Here is a 16,096-nt window from a genome sequence, read left to right as displayed (position 1 = left end):
CCTTCCCTCATGTCTCCTGACGGTCCTCCGGGTTCGGGTGTGGGTGTGGGTGTGGGTGTGGGTGCGGGTCGGGGGATGGCGCCGGGTGCGGGTCCGGGGCCGGGTCCGGGTCATGACGCGGTGGCGGCTTCCCGGCGGACTCCTGGTGTGCGTCCTGGTCCGGCCGCTTCCCCCCGGCCGCTGCCGTCGGGGTCAGCGGCCAGGCCGCAAAGCCCATGGTCAGCGCGATGGCATGGCCGAAGTCGGTGAAGGAGGCTCCGGTCGTCAGCGGGATGCCGAAGAAGATCAGCACCGCGGCGAGATAGCCGTAGCGCCAGGGCGGCAGCAGCCGGTAGGTCAGCACACCGGCGGCCGCGGCCAGCCCGTACGAGACCCCGATGTCCACGACATGGGTCATCGAACGCGGCAGCCGGTGGCCCTCGATGGCCAGCAGGACCAGCTCCTGGCTGGCGAGGGTGGCCGCGATATGCGCACCGCCGACGGTCAGCAGCCAGCGCATGGTGCCCATCCAGCGCTCCGCGTTGGCATGCAGCAGCTCGAACATCACCACGTAGAGCAGGAAGGACGACGGGCGTTCGATCCAGAAGCCGCTGATGAGCAGCGACGGCAGCGGATGTTCGTTCAGCTCGTGGATGTTGCTGCTGGTGCGGTGGATGAGGAACTGTCCCAGCCCCTCGGACGCGGAGGCGATCACCAGGCTGGTGATGCCGATGACCAGCAGCCAGATATGGGTGCCGGGACTGCTGCGTACCCAGTCCTTCACCCCGTCCTTCACCCAGATCAGGGGGTTGCCGGTCCACGGCCGGCGGCCGACGCGGGGCGGCTCCATCAGCGGTCTCACCGTCGGCGCCCGGCGGCGGGGGAGGTGGTGAACAGCGGCCCCGGCCCCTTGATGTGCCGGATGCGGGGCGCACTCTCCATCGCCCGTACGCCGGGCAGCGCCGCGACCCGGGTCGTCAGATAGGTGTAGAGCGCTTCGGTGCCCTGGCACAGCACGGACGCGAAGAGGTTGTTCGGTCCGGTGGTGGCACAGGCGAAGGCGACCTCCGGGTGCGCTGCCAACGCCTCGCCGGCGGCGGCGAGTTCGGCGGGCGCGACGGACAGCCAGAGGGCGACCATCACGCCGTACCCGAAGTACCGCAGGTCGTAGTCGACGTCGTAGTACAGGACACCGTCCGCACGCAGCTCCGCCAGCCGGCGGCGCACGGTGCTGGGCGACCAGCCGGTGACGGTGGCGAGCTCGCCCAGCGGCGTCCGGCCATCACGGGCGAGCGCGTCGAAGAGCCGGCGGTCGGCGTCGGTGAGCGTCACCGGGGTGGCGGGCGGGTTCGGCGGGCCGAGTGGGTTCGGTGGGTCGGGTGAGTTCCGTGGGCTGGGTAGGTTCCGTGGGTTGGGTGAGTTCCGTGGGTTGGATAGGTTCCGTGGGTTGGGTGGGTTGGGGCTCAGCTCGGCGATCTGTGCGTCGGTGAGCGCCCCGGACTTGCTGATCAGGCCCTGCGGACCGCCGAAGAACTCATGCAGCAGGCAGTGCGCGGTGACGCCGACGACGCTCGGGGTGCGCGGCAGCTTCTGCAGCAGCAGCGCATCGCTGTGGTCGCTGCTCGGGGCGCGGCAGACGGCGGCGATCTCGGTGCCGCCGGACATCAGGCTCACCCAGGACGTGTCCGGGCGGCGGGCCAGCGCCTCGGCCACGGAAACGGCGGCGTCCGGCGTGCACTGGACCCGCACCATCCAGGTGACGTCGCCCAGCACCTGCGCATCGGCGAGCCCCAGCACCTTGAACGCGCCGCTGGTGCGGTGCCGGGTGTAGCGGCGGGCGACGGTCTGGTCGGAGACACCGAGCACCGCCGCGATCCGGCTGAACGGGGCCCGGCCGTCCAGCTGCAGCGCCTGCACGAGTTGGCGGTCGAGGGCGTCGAAGCCGGCGGGGTCGGCGGGGGTGGTGGGGGCGATGGGGACGCTGGGGCCGGCAGCGCCACCGGGGCCACCAGGGGGTTGGCCGGTGGTTCTCCCCTGGAACGCTCCGCCGGACTTCCCGCCGGACTTCCCGCCGGACTTCCCGCCGGACTTCCCGTCGATTTTCACCATTCGAGGCTAGCGCGTGTCGGATTGCGCCGCCGGGAGCGCGATGGCTGGGAGAACAGGTGGCGCGGGCCGCACGGTGGCGTCGGCAATACGGGGCGGGCGCCGCTGGGCGGCGACGCAACGGCAACACGAGTGGAGGAAGAAAGAACATGGGGAACGCACCCGAGAGGGGGACCGCGGCCGGCGGACGGGCGGCGGGCGCACGCGGGGAGCCGGGCAGGAGACCGGCGGAAGGTGCGGTGGGGAGAGGGGCCGGGAAGTGGTGGCCGCTGGTCGCCATCACCCTCGGCAACTTCCTGCTGCTGGTCGATGTGACGATCGTGAACACCGCGCTGCCCCGGATAGCCGACGGTCTGGGCGCCTCCTTCACCTCGCTCCAGTGGGTGCTGGACATCTACGCGCTGGCGCTGGCCGCGCTGCTCATGGTGGCGGGCTCGGCCGCTGACCTCTTCGGACGGCGCCGGCTGTACCTGGCCGGGCTGGTCCTCTTCGCGCTCGCCTCGCTGGCCTGCGGTCTGGCCCCGGACGCGGGCGTCCTGGTCGCGGCCCGCGCCGTCCAGGGCGTGGGCGCGGCGGCGATGTTCGCCACCAACACCCCGCTGCTGATGGCCGCCTATCAGGGGCGGGACCGTGGTGTGGCGTTCGGCATCTGGGGCGGCACCAGCGGTGCCGCGGCCGCGATCGGCCCCGTACTGGGCGGGCTGCTCACCGAGTACGTGGACTGGCGGGCAATCTTCCTGGTCAATCTGCCGCTGGTTGCCGTCGCGGTGTGGATCACCCTGTGCCGGGTCGGGGAGTCGTACGGCGACCTCCCCCGGCCTCGGACGAACGCATCCGCGGGGTCTCCCCTCGCACGTATCGACTGGCCGGGGGCCGCGTCCTTCACGGTGTGCGCGGGCGCATTGACATACGGGCTGATCCGCGGCGGCGAGGAGGGCTGGACGGAGTACGGGACGCTCGCCTCGCTCGCCGGCGCGGCGCTCGCGCTGCTGGTCTTCCTCGTCGTCGAGCGGCGGGCGCGCCGGCCGCTGCTCGATCTGCGGCTGCTGCGCCGGCCGTCGTTCGCGGCGCTGATGGCGGCGGCGTTGCTGCTGCAGGCCGCGGCGTTCCCTTATCTGTCGTTCGTGGGGCTGTGGGTGCAGAACGTCGTAGGCCTGAGCCCGGTGCAGGCGGGTCTCGCGGTGACGCCGATGGCGCTGATGTCCCTGCTGGTCGGCTCGCTGGGTGGCCGGCGGCTGCAGCGGATGGCGCCGCAACTCCCGATCGGGCTGGGCATGTTGCTGGTGGGAGCAGGGGCACTGGTGTCCTGCGCGCTGCTAACCGACGGCTCCGGCTGGGCGGTGCTGGTGCCCGGGCTCGCGGTGAGCGGGCTTGGCATCGGGATGGCGATGCCGGTCCTGGTCTCCGCGGCACTCGGTGCGGCGCCCCCGCAGCGAGCGGGGATGGCGAGCGGCGCCGTGAACACCTTCCGTCAGCTGGGCTACGCCCTGGGCATCGCGGTCCTCGGCACCGTCTTCACCACCGCGCTGCACGACGCCGCACGGCCCGGCGCCTCCCGTACGGCGCTCGGATCCGCGTATATCTCCGGGCTGACGGACATCATGCTGATCTCCGGGGTGGTGGCCCTGGCGGGCGGGCTGCTGGTCCTTGCGGTGGTACGGCGCGAGGAGAGCGGCGACGGTCCGGCCGGTCCGCCCGCGGAGGGCGCCGCGGCGGGTGCCGCGGAGGCTCCGGTGCGGGAGGGGGCGCGAGCGGGGGCGTAGCCACGGCGGTGCACGGCCTGCGCGCGTCGGCGCGCTGGTCGTCGCGCAGGACGGACGCACGGGACGGGCGCGCGGGACAGGGCGCGCAGGTCGACCATCGAGTCGGCAATCGGGTCGCAGTCGGGTGGGCAATCGGGGCAGTGCGCGGGTCGGCACCCGGAACCGTACGGCCGTATGTGGTTCCGGGTTGCCGCCCTGGGCCCTGTGTCGATCTTCGCCGCGCCTCACACCCAAGTCAATCCTCTGACTTCCTTCCAAAGCCCTTAGCAATAGCTTGGGTTGGGCCTACCGTACGTGGGTGACCCTCGATGATCTGCGCGTCTTCGTCGCCGTGTGCGAGGCGGGCAGCCTCAGTGCCGTCGCCCGCGATCTCGGCTGCACCCAGTCGGCCGTGAGCCAGCGCATCAAACGCCTCGAACGGGAGGCGGGCAGCGGGCTGTTGGAACGCCGGCCGCGCGGGGTGGCACCGACCCAGGCGGGCCGGATCCTGCACCGCGCGGCGGCGGACGGCATCGGCGGACTGGATCTGGCGCTGCACCGGCTGGCCGATCTGCGGGCGGGCGACGGCGGCACGGTCCGGGTGACCACCGGCGCCACGACCGTCCGGCACTTCATGTCCGAGGCGGTCGTCGCCTTCCGCGCCCACCATCCGCACGTCAACCTGGAGTTCCGGACCGAGAGTTCCAGCCGCCGCTGTTTCGAGGTCGTCGCGGACGGAAGCTCCGAGCTGGCCTGGATCACCATCGGGCCGCCGGTACCGGGCATCGAGCAGCATCCGGTGGTCCGGCTGCCCTGGGTCCTCGCCGCACGCGCGGATGACCCGCTCGCCGGCCGGGAGCGGATCGAGCCCGAGGAGCTGGCCGGTATCCGGCACATCCGGCTGCCGGAGAACTCCACCTCCCGTATGCGCCTCGACGATCACCTCAGCCACCGGGAGGCAGGACCCGTGCCGCCCCCGAGCACCACCAGCGTCGCCGACTGGGACACCGCCCTGCTGCTGGCCGAACTCGGCGTCGGCCCTGCGGTCGTCCCCCAACTGCCTGGCCTGCACGCCTCCGTCCACCCGGCACTGCGGCTGGTCCCGATCGCCGCGCTGCCCCCGCTGGCCACCGGCTGGGCGGTACGCCGGTGGGAGGCGCTGAGCCCCGCGGCGGTGGCGTTCGCCGAGACGGTCACCGCGTGCCTGGGCGACGGCGACGGTACGGAGCCCCTCAGCGACAATACGGAGCCCCTCAGGCCCTGACCACCGGCTCCTGGAGCTCGGTGACCCACTTCTCCTGATCCGGCGGGCACTCCAGGTAGAGCTCTCGGGCGTACCCGGCGGAGCGATAGCCGTTGGCGTCGATCCAGTGCGCGAGGTTCTGGGCGGTCGGCAGAATCCGGCTCATCGGGCCGTGGTGCATCACCGTGGCGGCGCAGTCGAGGCCGGGGAGGGTGACGACGTCGAAGCCGAGGCCGGTGGGGGTGGGAGCGGGGGTGGGAGCACTGGCGGAGGGGGTGACGGGGCGGTCGGCGGGGGTGCCGGCGCTGGAGCCGGAGCCGGAGCCGGAGGAACCGTCGTTTGTGACGCCCGCCTTGGCCAGGGCCTCATGGGTGATCACGAGCCCCGCGTGGACGACGATGGCGTCACCGCCGGCGGCCGCCTTTCCGCCAGGCCCGGCGGATCCGCCCTCCCCGTCTCCGTCCCCGTTCCCGTTCCCGTTCCCATCCCCGGGCGTCTCACCCACACCGGGACTGCCCGTCGCCCCCGGTGCATCCTCGTAGTACGCCAGCCCCGGACCTGCCGGGGTCACCCCTGCCTCTTCCAGGCGTCGGCACAGCTCGCCGTAGAGCGGCTGGATGACCGGCCCGATGTCCTCGGGCCCGTAACCGGCGGCGATCCCGCTCAGCTCCGCGAGCAGCACCGTGTCGGTGCGCTTGACCACCACATCGTCGGCAGACATGCGTCCCTCACTCTCGATCGTCCGGAGCCTCGCCTCGACCTGCGCCAGCCGCGCACCCGCCGCCGTCAGTGACGCTTCCAGCTCCGTCCGCCGCAGCCGCAGCATGCCGCGCAGCTCGGGCACGCTCACCTCCTCGGCCAGGATCGCCCTCACCTGCTGAAGGCTGAATCCGAGGTCCTTGAGCGCGATGATGCGGTTGAGCCGGGCGAGCTGCGCCGCCTCGTAGAAGCGGTAGCCGCTGACGGGGTCGGTACGGGCCGGGCGCAGCAGCCCGATCGCGTCGTAATGGCGCAGCATGCGGGCCGACACACGGCCGTACTGGGCGAAATCTCCGATGCTGAACATGACGCCTTCCAGTGGAGTGCTTTCCACAGTGTCAAGGTCAAGCGCGGCAGGCCACGAGGGCGGACAGATCGGCGGACCCGGGACGCGCGGCGGCGGACGGACAGGGCGGACTGCGGGCGCCCCGGCCGGAGGAACAGGCACCCTGGTGTCACCACCGCCGCACAATCGGTCACCAGGCGGCAGTATCGCGTCAAGTAGCGTCCACAACCCGTCAATGACGCGTCAGTGGCCGGCGGAGTGTCCGGTTCCCCGGGAATAGCGTCAGGGCCGAGCCCCGGCGTACGCGTTTCCCACCGGTCCGGGGCCGAGGTCCTGCCCGAGGAGCAACGCCGTGTCCCACCTTCTGTACGCGGAAGATCCCGAGCCTGCCGAACGTGTCCCGGCCGGGCTTCTCTTCGTCCCTGTCCGGTCGGGCCCCGCGGGCTGCACCGCCCGCCTGTTCCGTACTCCGCTCGGCGGCCGTACCGCCGTCGGCTTCACCTCGCCCCAGCGGCTCGCCGCGGCCCTCGGCAGCGACCAGCCCTGGGTCAGGCTCTCCGAGCCCGCGCTGCGTGCGCTGGCCGAACCCGTCGGAGCGACGGCCCTGACCGTCGATCCGCGGTTCGCCCCCGGCATTCCCCGTGGTCAGCACCTACGGGCCGTCTGAGGGAGAGCCACCGCCATGAGCCACCGCACGCTGCCCCAGCCCCCTCGCCGCACCACGCGCCGGACCGCCGCTCCGTCGCCGGCCACCACGGCCACCGCCGTGACGAGCGCGCCACCGGCCACCACCCCGCCGCCGTCCGCCAACCAGCTGCTGCCCGCGAAGGAACCGCCGTCCACCGGCGAGCCGATGTCCACCGCCGACGAACCGCCGTCCGCCGACGCGCCGTTGCCCGCTGACGACCCGCTGTCCATCTGGCCCGGTTCCACGGCGCCGCTCGGCCACGACGACCTCGCCGTGGGCGGCGTCCCGCTCACCGAGGTCGCCGACCGCTTCGGTACGCCCGCCTACGTCCTGGACGAAGCCGAGATACGCCACCGCTGCCGGGCCTACCTTCGGGCCTTCCCGGACGCCGATGTCCTCTACGCCGCCAAGGCGTTCCTGTGCCGCGCCATGGTCCACTGGGTGCGGGAGGAAGGGCTCGGCCTGGACGTCTGCTCCGCCGGTGAGCTGGAGTTGGCCGTCAGCAGCGGATTCCCGCCCACGCGGATCGTGCTGCACGGCAACGCCAAGAGCCCGGCCGACCTGCGGGCGGCGCTGCGGCTCGGCGTCGGCCGAATCGTCATCGACAGCACCTCGGAGATCGCCCGGCTGGCCGCCGCGGTCCCCGCGGGCAGTCGGCAGAAGGTGCTGATCCGGGTCGTGCCGGGCATCGCCGCGGGCGGCCACGCCAAAATCCGTACCGGGACCGACGAGCAGAAGTTCGGACTGTCGCTCGCCGACGGCTCCGCACAGCACGCCATCACGCGGGTCCTCAACCAGCCACGTCTCGAACTGGTCGGCCTGCACTGCCACTTGGGCTCGCAGATCACCACCGTCAAGCCCTACCTCTCGGCCGTACGCCGGCTGATCGGCCTGCTGGCCCGGATTCACGAGCAGCACGGCGTCACCCTGCCCGAGCTGGATCTCGGGGGCGGCCACGGCGTCGCCTACCGACCCGGCGAGCCCACGCTCGACCTCGCCTCCCTCGGCGACCGGGTCCGCGCCGAACTGACCGGCGGCTGCGCGGCGGCCGGGCTGCCGGTGCCACGGCTCGCCATCGAACCCGGCCGCGCCATCGCGGGTCCGGCCGGCGTCGTCCTCTACCGGGTGCTGGCCGTCAAACGCACCGGTACGCACACGTTCGTGGCGGTGGACGGCGGGATGAGCGACAACCCGCGGCCGGCGCTGTACGGGGTGCGCTATGCGCCACGGCTGATCGGCCGCCGCACGTCCGCCGCGCCGGAACCGGTCACCGTGGTCGGACGGCACTGCGAGGCCGGCGATGTGCTCGCCGCCGATGTCCGGCTGCCGGGCGACATCCGTCCCGGCGATCTGCTGGCCGTGCCCGTTGCCGGTGCGTATCACCTCTCGATGGCCTCCGGCTACAACCTCGTCGGCCGGCCACCGGTCGTCGCCGTCGCCGAGGGACACGCCCGCCTTCTTGTACGGCGCGAATCCCTCGCGGACATCCAGGAGCGGGACATCGGGCTGTGATGCCGGGAGGGGCCGCCGCTCGGCCCGCCGGGAGGTCCGCCGGGGGGCCGCGGGGGGCCGCCGCGCCGCGGCCCCGCCTCCCGCGGGCGGTCGGCGGGCCCTTCGGTGCGCCCCTTCCCGGTGGGCTCCTTCCCGGTGGGCCCCTTCCCGGTGGGCCTCCCGGCGGTCGCACTCCTCGGATTCCCTCACCTCCCCCGCCTGCCTCACCTCCCTCCCCCTCGCCTGCCTCCCACCGCTTCCGTGTATCGTGAACACATCAGTTGTAGGATGACCGGGCAAGCCGCAGATCAGACCCGGAGCAGATCGAATCGCATTGGATCGGATCGGATCGGGCATGGCACTACAGGCAGCGGGACGGCAGTCCCTGGTGGACACCGTCGTCGACGCCCTGCGGTCCCAACTGACGGCCGGGGAGTGGCAGGTGGGGTCCCGGATCCCCACCGAGCATGCGCTCGCCGAACAGCTCCAGGTCGGCCGTAACACCATCCGCGAGGCGGTACGGGTGCTCGTACACGCCGGGATGCTGCGTTCCCGGCAGGGCGAAGGCACCTTCGTCGTCTCCACCACCGACCCGGGCGACGTCATGCGCGGCGTCCAGCGGGCCGGAATCCGTGACGTACTGGAGCTGCGCATCGCCCTGGAGGCGGAAGCGGCCCGACTGGCCGCGCTCCGCCATCTGCCCGCCGATCTGGAGCGGATGAGGGCGGCCCTGGACGCTCAGGCCGAGCTGGCGGACGCGGAGGGGCAGCCCGATGCCGACAGCCTGGAGCTCTACGCCGATCACGACATCGCCTTCCACAAGGCCGTCGTCGAGGCCGCGCACAACACCGCGCTGACGGCCACCTACGGCTGGTTCAGCAGCTCGGTACGGGAAACGCTGGTCAACGCTCTCGGCGACCGGGCGATGCCGAAGATCGTGCACGGCGATCATGCCGCGGTCCTGGACGCGATCGCGGCGGGCGACCCGGAGGCCGCTCAGCAGGCCATCCGCGCATTGCTGGAGAAGCCGAAGCGGGCCGTGGAGAACCTGCTGGCCGGCCGCTGACACCCTCGCCCGCTTCCGATATGCCGATTACCGCCTCCAGTTCCCCTCTCTTCTTTCTCGTCTGCGGACTTTCCCTTCCGCGAACGTTCTCTTCCGCGAACGTTCTCTTCCGCGGACGTTCTCTTCCGCGGACGCACACCACTCCTTTCCCCGAACGCACACCGCTCTCTTCCCCGACCGCACACCACCCTTGGCGAGGTACGCACGTATGGCAGGGACCAGCTCCGAAGCAACCTTGATCGACGCTGAGGAGGATCTGGTCGCGGCACCGCCGGTCGCCGCGGCCCGTCGGCGTCTGCGAGCCCACCCGGCCCTGATCATGGCCGGAATCGTTCTTGCCGCGGTCAATATGCGGGCGGCGCTGGCCGGGGTCTCGCCGTTGCTCGGCGAGATCGGCCGGCACTTCCGGCTGACCGCGACGGCCAGCAGCCTGGTGACGACGATCCCGCTGATCTTCATGGGCCTCGGTTCGCTCGTGGCACCGAAGCTGGCACGCCGTTGGGGCACGGAGGCGGCGCTGTGCGGGGCACTGGTGGCCCTGTGCGGGGGCATCGTGCTGCGGATCGCCCCGCCGGTGGTCGCGCTGTTCGCCGGGTGTGCCGTGGTCGGCACCTCCATAGCCCTGCTGAATGTGCTGATGCCGGGCCTGGTCAAGCGGGACTTCCCGGAGCGGGCCGCGGGGATGACGGCGCTGTACTCGACCGCGATGATCCTGGGCGCGACCGTCTCGGCCGCCTCCGCGGTCCCGCTGGAGAACGCGCTCGGCAGCTGGCAGGGGGCGCTGGTCTCCTGGTCGCTGCCGGCCGCCGTCGCTGCGGTCGTCTGGATTCCGCAGACGCTCATGGCCCGGCGCGGCACCCGCCACGGTGCGGCCGCGGCCGCCCCCCGGCACGCCGGCGAGGACGGGCCGAAGCTGAGCCGTTCCCCGCTGGCCTGGCAGGTCACGCTCTTCATGGGGTCGCAGTCGCTGATCGCGTACGTGAGCATCGCCTGGATGCCGACGATCTTCACCGACCACGGCATGGGCAAGGGCGAGGCGGGCCTGGTCTTCGCCTTCAGCACGCTGCTGCAGATGGCCGGATCGTTCATCGTGCCGGTGCTCGCGGGGCGGATGCGGCGGCAGCGGCTGCTGGCGGTGGCCGTATCCGCGCTGATGGCCTGCGGCATCGGCGGACTGCTGCTGGCGCCGGTGGCGGGCGCCTGGCTGTGGGCGGCGCTCCTCGGCGTCGGGCAGGGCGGTGCGCTCGGCCTGGCCCTGACGATGATGGTGCTGCGCTCCGGCGATGCCCACACCGCTGCGCGCCTCTCCGGTATGGCCCAGACCGGCGGGTACCTTCTGGCGGCCGCCGGCCCGCTCGTCCTGGGGGCCGTCCACCAGGCCACCCGCGGCTGGACCGTCCCCCTCCTGCTGCTGATCGCCGTCTGCGCCGGACTGTCCCTGGTGGGCATGGGCGCGGGCCGGGACCAGCGGATCGGAACGCCGGCCGTCCGCTGAGGAAGGCGGGGCGGGGGCGTGAAGGGCAGCGGCCCGGGGCGCTCAGGAGCAGGCCCGGGGTCGTGGCGAGCCGGGGTGGTTGGCGGGCCGGGTTCGTGGCGGACCAGGTCCTGGCCGACCGGGGCAGGGTCGTCAGGAGCTGAGGCAGGGACCGACGGGCGCCCGGCGGACCGGCGGGGCTGAGGAGGGTGCGCCGGGCGGGCTGGGGCAGGGCCGCCCGTCAGGCTGACGCGGCGGCCGGGGTGGCCGGCCTCCGCCCCGTGACCGGCCGGGGTGTGGCCGGTGGATGGCGAGCCGGTGAATGATCTCCCCGGTCGGGGGAGATCCGGGGATCAGCCGCCTCGCGCCCCTTCGGTCTCGCCTACCGTGCCCCCATGAGCGATGTGGAGCGCACCGTTCGCCGGTCAGGACCGCGGCTCTCCCGCGCCGGCCGGCTCATCCTCGTAGCGGTGCTGTGCGTGCTGGTCGTCCTTGCCCTTCTGCTGGTGCCGAGGCTGCTGCGCGGGCTGCGGCCCGGGCAGACGCTGACCGTCCCGGAGGGGGAGCGGGCCTCGCAGGTCTACGCGGCCGCCGACAAGGCCCTGCACCGTCCGGCCGGGTCCACCGCGAAGGCCGCCAAGAGCGCACATCTGGGCCTGCCGGCCGAGGCGAAAGGCAACCCCGAGGGCTATCTCTTCCCGGCGACCTACCCCTTCGACTCGGACACCACCCCGGCGTCGCTGCTCGGCTACATGGTCAAAACCGCCAAGCAGCGGCTCGCCGCCGACGGGGTCACCTCCTACCGGACGCTCGTCATCGCCAGCATCGTGCAGGCCGAGGCGGACCGGCCGGCCGATATGGGCAAGGTCGCCCGGGTCATCGCCAACCGGCTTGCGCACCATATGCCGCTGCAGATGGACTCGACGATCAACTACACGCTGGGCCGCAGCACCCTCCAGACCAGCCACGCCGACACCAGGACCAAGAGCCCGTACAACACCTACCGCTACCCGGGCCTGCCGCCGACGCCGATCGACAATCCCGGGGCCGACGCGCTGAAGGCGGCCGGCGCGCCGCCCACGGGTAACTGGCTCTACTTCGTCACTGTCAAACCGGGCGACACCCGCTTCACCGCCGACTACCAGGAACATCTCCGCAACGTCCGGGAGTTCAACGGCCGGCAGGCGAGCGCTGCGGGGGGCGGTGACGGCGGGGCTGGTGACAGCGGGGCCGGTGGTGGCGGTGGTGCCGGCGGGGCTTAGGGGCGTCGCCTCCGTGCCCGGAGCCCCCGCCCTGCGCGCAGCCCCCTCCGCGACTGCCGTCCCCTTCACGCTGCCCCTCCACCCGCGCCACGCCCGGACGTCGTCACTCCTCGCTACCCCGTTGCTCCTCGTTACTCCTCGCCGGCCAGAGTGAGCGCCTTCAGGCGGCGGGCGGCAAACCAGGTGGCGGCGACCGTGAGGGCGGTCAACAGACTGATGGCGAGCGGGAGTTGCACATCAGAGACGATGGCACCCTCCGCGGCTGCCTTCTGGCCGACCGCCAGCGCCCACTGCTGGACGCTGAGCGTCTTCGCGCCCGGGATGAGGGTGCCGACCAGCGCCTCCCAGACCAGGGCGTAGACCAGGCCGAACACGACGGCGTGCCGGGTGATCGTGCCGAAGAGGAGGAAGAGGGCGCTGTAGGCGACCGACGCGACGGCCGCCGCCACGGCGTATCCCACGGCCATCTGCTGGCTGTTGCCGTTGAGGAGGAAGCCGGCGAGCAGCACGGGAAGGGCGGAGAAGGCGACCGTGACGCCTATCGCGACCAGGAGTTTGGTGAAGATGATCGTCGGCCGGGACACCGGCTTGGCGAGGAGATAGACCACCGAGCCGTCGTCGATCTCCGGGCCGATCGCGCCCGTACCGGCGATGACGCCGATCAGCGGCACCATCGTGCCCAGCGCGAAGCCGCCGAGGATGCCGCCGGCGGTGGAGTCATCGGCGCCGGTCAGCACCCGGACGGCCACCGCGAGCGCCACCAGCAGGGTGGGCAGCGCGAAGAGGATCAGGGCCCGGCGCCGGCCGAGCAGGGCGCGGTAGGTGAGCCGGGCAACGGTCGGGTGGAAGAGTGCGGCCTTGGGCGCACCGGGGGGCGCGGCGGGGGCCGTCGGAGTGGTCGTGGACATGCGTCAGGGCTCCTTTCAGGGCCTCAGGCCGCTACGAGGTAGGAGAAGACGGATTCCAGCGACTCGTCGGAGGGCGAGACCGTCAGGAGGCGGATGCCGTGGTCGCGGGCGACCCGCGGCAGGAGTTCGGTGAAGCGGCTGAAGTCGACCGCCTGGATGCGCAGCGCGCCTTCGGCGAGGTCCACCTCGATGCCGGCCGTCGAGGGGTCGGCGATCAGCGCACCGGCCAGTGCCCGGTCGTTGTCGGACCGGACCAGATAGCGGTGCGGGCGGTCCGTCATCAGGCGGCGGATCTTGCGGAAGTCACCGGACGCGGCATGCCGTCCGGCCACCACCACCTCGATGTGCGAGGCGAGTTGTTCGACCTCTTCGAGGATGTGTGAGGAGAACAGGACCGTGCGGCCCTGGTCGCCCATCCGCCGCAGCAGCTCCATCAGCTGCATCCGCTGGCGGGGGTCCATACCGTTGAACGGCTCGTCGAGCAGCAGCACGGACGGGTCGTGGACCAGCGCGGAAGCCATCTTCACGCGCTGCCGCATGCCCTTGCTGTACGTCGAGATCTTGCGGTCCTGGGCGTACTCCATCTCGACGGTGGCCAGCGCCCTGGCCGCCTCCGCCCGGCCGAGTCCGTGCAACTCCGCGTTGGCGAGGACGAATTCGCGCCCCGTGAGGAAGTCGTACATCGCCTCGCGCTCCGGGACGATGCCGATGTGGCGGTAGATACCGGCGTTGCGCCAGATCGTGGTCCCGTCGAGGGCGACCGAGCCGTTGGAGGGCGCGAGGAAGCCACCCATCATGTTGATGAGCGTGGACTTGCCCGCGCCGTTGGGGCCGAGCAGGCCGGTCACGCCGGGACCGATGGTCATCGTGATGTCGTTGACGGCGACGACGTTGCCGAACCAGCGCGAGACATGGTCGATGGTGAGAGTGCTCATGGGCGCAGCCCATTCCTTAGGAGGGTGGTGGTCGGACCGGGGACGCCGGCCGGCGGGAGCCGGCGGCCTGGGGCGGTCACAGTCCGGCCTTCCGGTAGCGGCCCATCAGCAGGGCGTAGCAGCCGGCGATGACGGTCAGGGTGACGAGGAGATAGACGAATCCGGCACCGGTCGACGGCACCACGCCGTTGGGGAAAGAGCTGGTGCCGCCGAGGAAGGCCGACTGCACACCGTCGATCAGCGTGATGGGGGAGAACAGCCCCAGCCACTCCACGGCGCCCTCGTTGCCCTGATTGAAGGCGATGCCCTGGACGGCGCTCACCGCACCGTACGGAATGGTGAGGACGGCGATCACGGCGGCGACACCGAAGCCACGGCGGGGCGTGACCGCGGAGACGACCAGGCCTATCCCGGCGAACAGCAGCGAGAGCAGCACCACGGTGACCAGTCCCTGGGCCAGCCCCTTGGTCTGGTCGGCGAAGTCCAGCTTGGCCAGCAGCGCGCCGACGTAGAGGACCAGCAGCGGGGCGCCGGTGAGGATCAGCAGAGCGCCGGCCATCGCCGCGAACTTCGATGTCACATAGTCGCTGCGCTCGATGGGGCGGGAGAAGTACAGCGGTATGGACTTGAAGCGCAGATCGCGCGAGACCGACTGCGGGGCCTGGGAGGCCAGATAGAGGCCGATGACGGCCTGGAGGTAGACGGCGTAGCTGGAGTAGCCGACCGGGAGGCTCGCGGCCTTGGTGAACACCGCCACCGCGACCATGATCGCGGCGGGCAGGCACATCACCGCGAAGAGCAGCATCGGCAGCACCTTGCTCTTGGCCGAGCGGCCCAGACCGTAGGAACCGCGCAGGCTCTGCGAGAAGAGCGACCGCCGGGCGTAGGCGCGGCCCAGGCGGGGGCCGTCGTAGTGGCGGTAGCCGATGTTGTGGATATAGGCGCCGCCCGGCGCGGCGGATGCGGACGTCGCGGACGCGGATGCCGCGGACGCGGATGTCTTGGGCTCAGGCGACATCGTGGGCGCCTCCGTCCTGGGTGGCATACGGGGCGCTCGGGGCGCCTGCGGTGGCGGGGGTGTCGTGCGCCGCGTCCGCATCGCGGAAGACCTCGGCGATCCGGTGCCGGCGCTGTTCCATCCGGATCAGGCCGAGCCCGAGTCCGGCGACGGTGTCCCGCACCAGGTCGTAGGTCTCCTCCCCGGCCGCCTCGACATACAGGAGGTGGCCGGCGGAGGCGAGGCTTTCCGAGCCGGCGGCGCCGGTGGTGACGGCGGCTCCGGCGGCGGCCAGGGCCGCGCGCAGCGCCGCGGTGCCGTCCGGATGGGCGTCGGTGTCTGTGACTTCGACCGCCAGCGAGGCCGTGACCTGCGTGAACTCATCGGTCGAGGAGGAGCGCAGCAGTTTTCCGCCGTCGATGACGACGACATGATCACAGGTCCGCTCCAGCTCACCGAGAAGGTGGGAGGTCACCAGGACGGAGATCCCGAAATCGGCGTGAACGCGCCGGATCAGGCCGAGCATCTCGTCCCGCCCGGCGGGGTCGAGGCCGTTGGTGGGCTCGTCGAGGAACACCAGCTGCGGGTCGTGGACCAGCGCCTGGGCCAGCTTCACCCGCTGCTTCATGCCCGTGGAGTAGCCGCCGATGGGGCGGTAACGCTCCTCGTAGAGGCCGACGTGGCGCAGGGTGTCCGCGGTGCGCTCACGGGCGGCGGCCGGCGGCAGTCCGGACATCCGGGCCATGTGCACGACGAATTCCGTGGCCGAGACGTCCGGCGGCAGGCAGTCGTGCTCGGGCATATAGCCGACCCGCTCACGGATGGTGCCGCCGTCCTTGGTCACGTCCAGGCCGAGGACCTGCGCGGTCCCTTCGGTGGCCGGGGCCAGTCCGAGAAGGATCTTGATCAGGGTGGACTTGCCGGCACCGTTGGCGCCCACCAGGCCCGTTACGCCGGGGGCGATGTCAAGGGAGAGCCGGTCCAACGCGGTCACCCGCGGGTACCGCTTGCTCAGGCTTTCGGTCACGATCACAGTCACGTCCTCGACGGTAGTGGCGCCGGCCACACCAGTCGTCAGACCAGACGGTGGGATGCGTCTCCCCCTGCGGTATTACGTGCCCGTAGGGGTCTCCTGCTCCGAGAGGCCATGGCATCCGGGT

General features: G+C 72.0%; 14 protein-coding genes. 7 read left to right on the top strand and 7 right to left on the bottom strand.

Going from position 1 to position 16,096, the window contains the following annotated elements; all coding sequences use genetic code 11:
* Positions 1 to 7: 7 nt before the first annotated feature.
* Both ABR737_RS23960 and ABR737_RS23955 read right to left on the bottom strand, forming a co-directional pair.
* Entirely contained in the window at positions 8 to 829 is an 822-nt protein-coding gene (locus ABR737_RS23960; RefSeq protein ID WP_350252158.1) for a rhomboid-like protein, read from the bottom strand.
* Between the two features lie 8 nt (positions 830 to 837).
* A complete protein-coding gene (locus ABR737_RS23955) occupies positions 838 to 2,088 on the bottom strand; it encodes an Lrp/AsnC family transcriptional regulator (RefSeq protein ID WP_502964361.1) in 1,251 nt (416 codons plus the stop codon).
* Between the two features lie 146 nt (positions 2,089 to 2,234).
* Here ABR737_RS23955 and ABR737_RS23950 point away from each other — a divergent pair, with 146 nt between their 5' ends.
* Together ABR737_RS23950 and ABR737_RS23945 are read left to right on the top strand one after the other, a co-directional pair.
* Positions 2,235 to 3,848, top strand: coding sequence for an MFS transporter (locus ABR737_RS23950; RefSeq protein WP_350252157.1), 1,614 nt, complete (start codon positions 2,235 to 2,237; stop codon positions 3,846 to 3,848).
* Positions 3,849 to 4,146: 298 nt separating this feature from the next.
* Positions 4,147 to 5,091, top strand: coding sequence for a LysR family transcriptional regulator (locus tag ABR737_RS23945; RefSeq protein ID WP_350252156.1), 945 nt, complete (start codon positions 4,147 to 4,149; stop codon positions 5,089 to 5,091).
* Here ABR737_RS23945 and ABR737_RS23940 read toward each other — a convergent pair.
* The gene (locus ABR737_RS23940; protein WP_350252155.1) at positions 5,081 to 6,136 is read right to left on the bottom strand and encodes a MerR family transcriptional regulator; all 1,056 of its coding nucleotides are present in this window, start codon (positions 6,134 to 6,136) and stop codon (positions 5,081 to 5,083) included. The two genes, ABR737_RS23945 and ABR737_RS23940, sit on opposite strands and share 11 nt — an antisense overlap.
* A gap of 331 nt (positions 6,137 to 6,467) precedes the next feature.
* On the opposite strand from ABR737_RS23940, the gene ABR737_RS23935 reads away from it, so the two are divergent.
* The 5 genes from ABR737_RS23935 to mltG all read left to right on the top strand — a co-directional run bounded on the left by ABR737_RS23935 (position 6,468) and on the right by mltG (position 12,096).
* The gene (locus tag ABR737_RS23935; RefSeq protein WP_311622912.1) at positions 6,468 to 6,782 is read left to right on the top strand and encodes an SAV_915 family protein; all 315 of its coding nucleotides are present in this window, start codon (positions 6,468 to 6,470) and stop codon (positions 6,780 to 6,782) included.
* Between the two features lie 186 nt (positions 6,783 to 6,968).
* Positions 6,969 to 8,315, top strand: a complete 1,347-nt coding sequence (lysA, locus tag ABR737_RS23930) for a diaminopimelate decarboxylase (protein WP_350256902.1) — start codon at positions 6,969 to 6,971, stop codon at positions 8,313 to 8,315.
* Between the two features lie 334 nt (positions 8,316 to 8,649).
* A complete protein-coding gene (locus ABR737_RS23925) occupies positions 8,650 to 9,360 on the top strand; it encodes a FadR/GntR family transcriptional regulator (RefSeq protein WP_350252154.1) in 711 nt (236 codons plus the stop codon).
* Positions 9,361 to 9,568: 208 nt separating this feature from the next.
* A complete protein-coding gene (locus tag ABR737_RS23920) occupies positions 9,569 to 10,855 on the top strand; it encodes a CynX/NimT family MFS transporter (RefSeq protein WP_350252153.1) in 1,287 nt (428 codons plus the stop codon).
* Positions 10,856 to 11,229: 374 nt separating this feature from the next.
* Positions 11,230 to 12,096 (top strand): endolytic transglycosylase MltG, encoded by an 867-nt coding sequence (mltG, locus tag ABR737_RS23915; protein WP_350252152.1) that lies wholly within the window; start codon positions 11,230 to 11,232, stop codon positions 12,094 to 12,096.
* Between the two features lie 131 nt (positions 12,097 to 12,227).
* Here the strand turns inward: mltG and ABR737_RS23910 are convergent, their stop codons facing one another.
* The 4 genes from ABR737_RS23910 to ABR737_RS23895 all read right to left on the bottom strand — a co-directional run bounded on the left by ABR737_RS23910 (position 12,228) and on the right by ABR737_RS23895 (position 16,002).
* The gene (locus tag ABR737_RS23910) at positions 12,228 to 13,004 is read right to left on the bottom strand and encodes an ABC transporter permease subunit (RefSeq protein WP_350252151.1); all 777 of its coding nucleotides are present in this window, start codon (positions 13,002 to 13,004) and stop codon (positions 12,228 to 12,230) included.
* Between the two features lie 23 nt (positions 13,005 to 13,027).
* Positions 13,028 to 13,939, bottom strand: a complete 912-nt coding sequence (locus tag ABR737_RS23905; protein WP_350252150.1) for an ABC transporter ATP-binding protein — start codon at positions 13,937 to 13,939, stop codon at positions 13,028 to 13,030.
* 76 nt (positions 13,940 to 14,015) lie between these two features.
* Positions 14,016 to 14,957: an ABC transporter permease gene (locus ABR737_RS23900; RefSeq protein WP_350252149.1), complete on the bottom strand. Its 942-nt coding sequence runs from the start codon at positions 14,955 to 14,957 to the stop codon at positions 14,016 to 14,018.
* Positions 14,947 to 16,002, bottom strand: a complete 1,056-nt coding sequence (locus tag ABR737_RS23895; RefSeq protein WP_350252148.1) for an ABC transporter ATP-binding protein — start codon at positions 16,000 to 16,002, stop codon at positions 14,947 to 14,949. The genes ABR737_RS23900 and ABR737_RS23895 overlap by 11 nt, the downstream gene beginning before the upstream one ends.
* Between the last annotated feature and the right edge of the window lie 94 nt (positions 16,003 to 16,096).

The organism is Streptomyces sp. Edi2 (assembly GCF_040253635.1).
GTDB lineage: Bacteria > Actinomycetota > Actinomycetes > Streptomycetales > Streptomycetaceae > Streptomyces.
Note: the sequence above shows the minus strand (reverse complement) of the source record. Positions and strands in the feature narration are given on the sequence as shown.